The 6595-nt window shown below is 48.3% G+C and carries 6 protein-coding genes and 2 pseudogenes; 6 read left to right on the top strand and 2 right to left on the bottom strand.

The window, feature by feature from the left end:
- Positions 1–613, top strand: a 613-nt coding sequence (locus AC3WJN_RS25265) for a transposase (RefSeq protein WP_492329351.1), incomplete at its 5' end; no start/stop codon positions are given.
- A 19-nt stretch (positions 614–632) separates the two neighbouring features.
- Positions 633–879, top strand: a pseudogene (locus tag AC3WJN_RS25270) (transposase); the annotation flags it as partial.
- 241 nt (positions 880–1120) lie between these two features.
- On the opposite strand, the gene AC3WJN_RS25275 reads toward AC3WJN_RS25270, so the two are convergent.
- Positions 1121–2119, bottom strand: a complete 999-nt coding sequence (locus AC3WJN_RS25275) for an ABC transporter substrate-binding protein (RefSeq protein WP_327953389.1) — start codon at positions 2117–2119, stop codon at positions 1121–1123.
- A gap of 155 nt (positions 2120–2274) precedes the next feature.
- The gene (locus AC3WJN_RS25280; RefSeq protein WP_327953390.1) at positions 2275–2484 is read right to left on the bottom strand and encodes a hypothetical protein; all 210 of its coding nucleotides are present in this window, start codon (positions 2482–2484) and stop codon (positions 2275–2277) included.
- Positions 2485–3475: 991 nt separating this feature from the next.
- Between AC3WJN_RS25280 and AC3WJN_RS25285 the strand changes: the two genes are divergently transcribed.
- The 4 genes and pseudogenes from AC3WJN_RS25285 to AC3WJN_RS25300 all read left to right on the top strand — a co-directional run bounded on the left by AC3WJN_RS25285 (position 3476) and on the right by AC3WJN_RS25300 (position 6573).
- A complete protein-coding gene (locus AC3WJN_RS25285; protein WP_283858471.1) occupies positions 3476–4498 on the top strand; it encodes a methyl-accepting chemotaxis protein in 1023 nt (340 codons plus the stop codon).
- 12 nt (positions 4499–4510) lie between these two features.
- A pseudogene (locus tag AC3WJN_RS25290) lies at positions 4511–5092 on the top strand (methyl-accepting chemotaxis protein); the annotation flags it as partial.
- Between the two features lie 408 nt (positions 5093–5500).
- Entirely contained in the window at positions 5501–5752 is a 252-nt protein-coding gene (locus tag AC3WJN_RS25295; RefSeq protein ID WP_235694644.1) for a lactococcin 972 family bacteriocin, read from the top strand.
- Positions 5753–5853: 101 nt separating this feature from the next.
- Positions 5854–6573, top strand: coding sequence for a hypothetical protein (locus tag AC3WJN_RS25300; RefSeq protein WP_492329352.1), 720 nt, complete (start codon positions 5854–5856; stop codon positions 6571–6573).
- Positions 6574–6595: the final 22 nt, after the last annotated feature.

Here is a 6595-nt window from a genome sequence, read left to right on the forward strand (position 1 = left end):
ACGCATGATGTTTGAACGCAAAACGCATCAGATCGAAGATCGAATCGTGAGCATCCGTCAACCGCCCGTCCGCCCGGCCGTACGCGGCAAAGCGAAAGCGCGAGTAGAGTTTGGCGCCAAAGTATCGGTCAGCATGGTGAACGGCTATGCTTTTCTGGAGCGTCTGTCATGGGACAGCTTCAACGAAGGGGTGACGCTGATCGAATCTGTAGAAGCGTACAAGAGACGCTTTGGTTGTTACCCGAAGGCGGTACTTGCCGATCAAATCTATCGTACACGGGAAAACAGGGCATTTTGCAAAGCGCACGGCATTCGTTTGAGCGGTCCGGCGCTTGGCCGTCCGGTACAAGGCGAAGAAGCGACGGAACAACGGCGAGTCGCAAGACAAGATGCACGCAAACGCAACGCCATTGAAGGCAAATTTGGTGAGGGTAAGCGCACGTATGGGCTTGGCCGTATTCGAGCATGCCTTGCGAAGACAAGCGAAACCGTCATCGCGCTGCAACTCCTGGTGATGAACCTCGAGCGCAGGCTGCGGGATCTTTTTGCCTTCTGGTTAAACCGCCTTCTTTCGTATAGAATTCCTGGTTTTGGAAACATTTTTGTAGTTTGAAAACCGTTCAGCAAACCCTAAATATCCTCCGGAGATTCGGAAGCTGATTTATACAACCAACGTCATTGAGAGTTTATCATCGACAGCTTCGAAAAGTGACAAAGGGAAAAGCCATGTTTCCCATAGACGATGCCCTTCTGAAGATGCTATACCTCGTAACCATGGATGTCGTACGAAAGTGGACAGGACGAGTCCAGAACTGGGGCCAGATTCTCTTACAGCTATCTGTTTTCTTTGAGGATCGCGTACAGCCGTACATCCGCTAACTAATGAAAGGCTTCATCCCCGAAGGGATTCTCTTTCTCTTCCCCAACGGGTGAAGGGTTCGCTGCGCCTTGCGCCCTTGACTCTGTTGGCTTCGAAAAAGATGTCCCAATTAGGGGGATGAAACCTTTTCATATATCGGTTGATTGAGTTTACACAAAAATCTTGACAGACCCAACATTCCTAACAGATTGGTTCTAACTTCGTGTCAAGTAAATTAGGGAAAGTCCATCCGTAACCCATTCATTTACCAAGTATCCTAGCCATCTCATCCAACATCCAATCTAATGTAAGAGGATCATTCATCCCCCACCGCTTGTCGACGACATAGGCTTTGCCATTTTTCACGGCAGGGAGCGACTTCCAGACCGGACTTTTGAGCATTTCCTCCACGGCCTTCTTCGATTCCTCAGTATCGTCCGAGGATACGAGGAAAATCCGGTCGCCCGCATAGTCGGGCAACGTCTCCATGGAAATGTTCTTCCAGAGGGAGTCCGGTTCGCTGGAAAATAGCTGGGATACCTTTGGCGGCATTGTGAAGCCGAACGCGTCGTACATCGTGGGGCCGAGGCGCTGTTTGTTGTAGACGTAAAGCTGCTTGTCTGCGGCATACAGAATAAAAGCGGAAGCCGTCTCTCCTTTGCCGATACGCGATTGGACGAGGGCTAGTTTTTCTGCTGCTTTTTTCTCGTAGGCCTGAATCCAGTTTTCGGCGGTTTCCGGTTTGCCTACGATTTCTGCCAGCGTGCGCAGCCGGGTAAAGACATCTGCGCTGTAGCTGATCGCAACCGTTGGGGCGATCTTTGACAGGGCTTCGACGTCGTCTTGCTCGAGGAAGTCCGGGACGAGGATCAAATCCGGTTTGAGCGACAAAGTTTTCTCCAGATTGGGAGACAGGCCGTCCCCGCCGATGTCTTCAATGCCTTTCAGTTGCTCGTCCGTCAAGGCTAGTTTGGCGTTCATAAAGTTCGTTCCGATCATCGGGACGTTGAGCGCTTTCAGTTCGGCAGCGTAAAAATGGGCGATGATTTTCTCTGGTGCTGCCGGGATTTCCACGGTTCTCCCCAAGACGTCCTTGTAGGAGCGGGTCGATGGCTTTTCGGCTGTTGTTTCGGCAGCCGGTTGCGGCGTTGAGGTGGTATTGGTGTTGCTGGTATTGGCCGTGCCGCAAGCGGTCAGCAAGAGGACAGACAGCGCTGTCGTCAGGAATATGGCTGAGGTTTTCTGCAAAAATCGGATCAAAATTGATCTCTCCTTGTTGTGAAAACTATTCTCAATTAGTTCGCTATCATTGTATATTCGCATTGCGCAGACTCAATGGACAAATTTTGCGGAGAGGGGAAACCGTGGCGCTTCCTTGGCTACCTTGGATGCCGCGTTGACCACTTCCCCCTGTTTCAAGCACTTGCAGAGTCATTCAGTTTTTTCCATCCAAGGTCCACTTTATAATTTTGACCTGGCTTGACTCTATGAGAAGCAAATAAATTGTACGTTCTCCATCCGATACAAAAACGGTGTCGGCAAGCATGTTCTTTTTCATCCCGCACAGCTTCAACATCATCAAAATGGAAGAAAACCTGATCGCCCATCGTCAGGTTTTTCGTCATTCCCTTTTCCCCAGAAGTACCCGCCACAAATCTCCAAACCTAACTCGACGACTTTATCTCCAAATCGTGAACAAAAAAAGACTTTCAGCAAATTATCAGTACTCACTGTGATTTACTTCACTATGGTTTTATCTCGGTGCGATTACAATGAAGACACTATCGAAAGAAATTTCAACTGCACCGAAGAGGGAAAGAAAACGTTTTTCACATGTCCTCGACCAACCGCCCTCATGCAGCAAAGCACCGCGCGCTGATCGTCTTGCCGTATCTCGGGTTACGTTTCTTAGCAAACATATACATAGATTTTGCTCTTTACTGGCATCTGGTAAGGCACATTCGTGATTGTCGGGGGATTTGTCGGTCCATTTTCCGCTAAAAACGGACCGACCGTCTATTAACCTTCTCTTGAAAAAGGTTGCAACAACAGAAAGAACCTCAACGGCTTTTCCGCAAAGTACAACGAAAACGAAAACTGCTGCGAAGGGAACATTTGAACGTGCTGTTGTTTCAAAGAAAACAGGCAGAGCGAGGAACGGCCAGATGAACGATAGCGAGAGGGTGTCTGAGCAACTCCACGGTTTGATCGAAAAGAAAGTGAGTATCCGGGTCCGAAATTAGGCAGACGATGTGGATGATACGGAGCTACAAGCAGCACCCATCATAAAACAGTCTCTCACCAGACGAGAGATCAGCGAAAACAGCAAACCTGTCTGGCGTTTTTATCCTTGCTACCCCCGCAACCGGGATCGCATCGGTCGAAATTGACAACAAAAGAACAGCTACTAACTGCCGAGTATAGGAGAGGCGATGCTCTACAAGCTGTTGTTTCCCGAGAAGAGAATAAACACGGAAAAAGCGGAAGGGAAAGGAGGGGAACGAATTACTCTTGACAGAAAACCGAACGGGGCATGTCGCCGGACAGCGCAGTAGCGTCTGAGGTAGAGCTTGTCAAGGTTTGTTATGCCAGTTTGAGAAACAGGAGTGTATCGGTATGAATTTTACCATTGGCAAAAAGCTGTTCTTGTCATTTTTGGCAGTATCGTTCCTTTTTTTGATTTCCAGTACGGTCTCTTATGTCTATTTTATAAAGGTCGATGACTCCTACACGGACTTGGTTGGAAGGCGTGCCGTGATTTTAGCCAATGCTGAAAAAATCCAGGGACAAGTCTACAAACGGTCGAGTGGGCTACGCGGATATCTGGTGACCAGAGAAGCGAAATACATCGAAGACATGAACAAGGCTTACGAGAGTATCGGCCAGTTGATTGACGAGACGTCCAAATTAGTCCAACGACCAGTGGACCAAGAGAGATTCGATAAGCTGCAAGCGATGAATCAGGAGTACAGGCAAAAGTCAGATGCGATGCAGCAATTGGCGCGCAATGGCGAGAGTACGGAGAGCATTACCGGGTATTACAGCAAGGAAATGGTTCCGATTGGGCAAGAAATGGAGAAGATGGTCGGAAATATCGTTGCCGATCAGTATGCGCTGATGAATGAAGGCAGCGAGGCAAATACGGAGATGGTCAACTCGGTGCGCCGTCTGCTGAATATCATCAGTATAGCAGCCACGATCCTGGCGTTAGCAATCGGCTGGTACATGACGAAGAAAATTACGAGACCGATTCTGCAGATTTCCGAGGCAGCCGAACAGATTGCAAGAGGAAATGTTATGCTGGATGCGATTCAAGTGAAGAACAAAGACGAGATCGGCAAGCTGGCAGAGTCCTTTAACGAAATGGCTGCCAATTTGCGTGAGCTGATCCAAAAGGTCAGGCTTACTTCCGGGCAGGTGGCCGCTTTTTCTGAACAGTTGAAGGCAAGCGCCGAACAGACGACAGAGGCTACGAATCAAATTGCGGCTTCCATCCAGGGGGTCGCCACCGGAACCGAAGTGCAGGGGCAGGGCGCGGAGGAAAGCGCCAGAGCGATGAGCGAGATGGCAATGGGCATTGGACAGATCGCAAAAGCCGTCGCGTCGGTGTCAGAGGAAGCGGAGAGGACCCATCAATAGGCCAGAAAAGGCGATGAATTGCTGGAGGCTGTCAAACAGCAGATGAATGCGATCTCCCAGTCCACAAACGAGACGACTGCGGTGATTAAGCAGTTGCGTGAGCGTTCGACACACATTGGCAAGATCACCGACGTCATTACCGGCATAGCGGACCAGACGAATTTGCTCTCTTTGAATGCGGCGATCGAAGCGGCGCGGGCAGGAGAGCACGGGCGGGGGTTTGCCGTGGTTGCGCATGAAGTGAGAATGCTGGCGGAACAATCGAGGCACTCGTCCGAGCAGATCGCCAGCTTAATCCACGACATTCAAAGCGACACGGAAAAGGTCGTACAAGCCATGGCAAAAGACTCCCAGGAGGTAGCTGCCGGATTCGAGTACGTGCAAAAGACGGGAGAAGGCTTTGTCCACATCGTCAAATCAGTAGAAAGCGTGTCGAATCAGATCCACGAGCTGTCCTCTGTCTCCGAAGAAATGTCAGCTAGCTCCCAGCAGGTGAGCGCGTCCATCGAGGAAATGTCCAAAATCGCCAAAGAGACGGCGAACAATACACAAAACGTCGCGTCTGCTTCGGAAGAACAGTTGGCTTCCATGTAAGAAATCGCAGCCTCGGCGACCGCTCTGGCAGAGATGTCCGAGGAGCTGGAGTCTTTGCTGAAAAGATTCACCTGTAATTGAGGCTATGCTTCTTTGCTTGCTGCTTACAGACAAAAGTCCTTCGTGGAGAAGGGCTATTTTTTGTAAAAAGCTGTTTCTCACATAAAGAAGAGCTATTTTCTTTGCGTGATACGTCTATTAAATGGAAGCAATATTTGAATTTACCTTTTCTACCATTCATTATTTTCAATCACATAGACAAAGAAGACTATATAACTTATAATCATGAATTGGTAAAAAAAGTAAATCAGTGAAAGGGGCACAAAGCTTTTATGGATCTGATTGTCGACAACATGACGATATCTCTTGGCGATGACTGTTATCTGGACATAGATGGTTAACGCGCTTGTGACTCCGTTCGCAGTAAATGTGGGCGGCGGTACTTGGGATTACGGCACGGAAATCACTGGCTCTCAAAAGCATTGCTGGTCGCATTATAACCACCCGGATAACTATCATTCTTCTACTGCAAAAGTAGGAACAAGTACAGATAAAGCATATGCATATGCAGGTGAATGGTCACTGGCAGATGCTTACGGGCCAAAAGACCAAACTGGCTATGCATACTGGGACAATGAAGCGAAAAGACCCGGTAAATAACAAGAGTTTGACTAGCAACAGCTACCATACGTTACTCATCTGAGTGGCGTATGGTACGTTGCCTTTATGAGTGGGCCAGGAAAAATAAGGGGAGCGGATGCATGAAAAGGACGTTATCAGGTTTGCTTATCTTTATTTTCGCGGTGTCTTTTCTGCTAGCATACAATCAGGCTTATCGCACTGAGCTTGAGCAAATGGAAAGGGCAGGAGAGGGGGATTCAGCCCCGTTTCGGATACCTAATTATGCGAGTTTTGCTTCACCAACTGAAATGTATCCGATTCTACTCGATGCGGCTGTGAAGGCAAAGGTAAATATTTTTAGAACCAATATTGATTATGGCGTAGATGACGAGGTTCGGATTCACAAGTACGTGTTGTTGACAAACAGCACTGCGTTTTTTGACTCGTTTCGATTAAAAAGCGGCAGATTTCTCACAGCACAAGATACCCAACAGGGCAATTCCTATCTATCCACGGTAGACTCAGAAGACCAGGAGCAAAGAGGAACGATTAAGATGTTTGGCAGTCATCGGCTGATCGAAATCAAGCCACTTCGGTCTGCTTACAAGCACCTTCCCGTAGAGGGGCAGTATTTTATAGAGGGGTCCGATGAGCAATACCAGCAGTTTGTAGACCATGTCATCAACAAGATTGTTGCGAACAAATTGGTTGACCAAGGAACCAGACTCACCCCTGAAGATTTTAAGGGGCATTTTTATACTTCCGGCAAAATGGAAATCGAAGCAGATTTCTTTACATATATCAGATCACTAGCGTTGCATAAAAAATGCGTTCGTAATTTGTCAAAGTATTCTGAATGACATTTTCAGCTACACAACCAAA

The sequence above is a fragment of the Brevibacillus sp. FW306-2-1A-C05A genome (assembly GCF_058781555.1).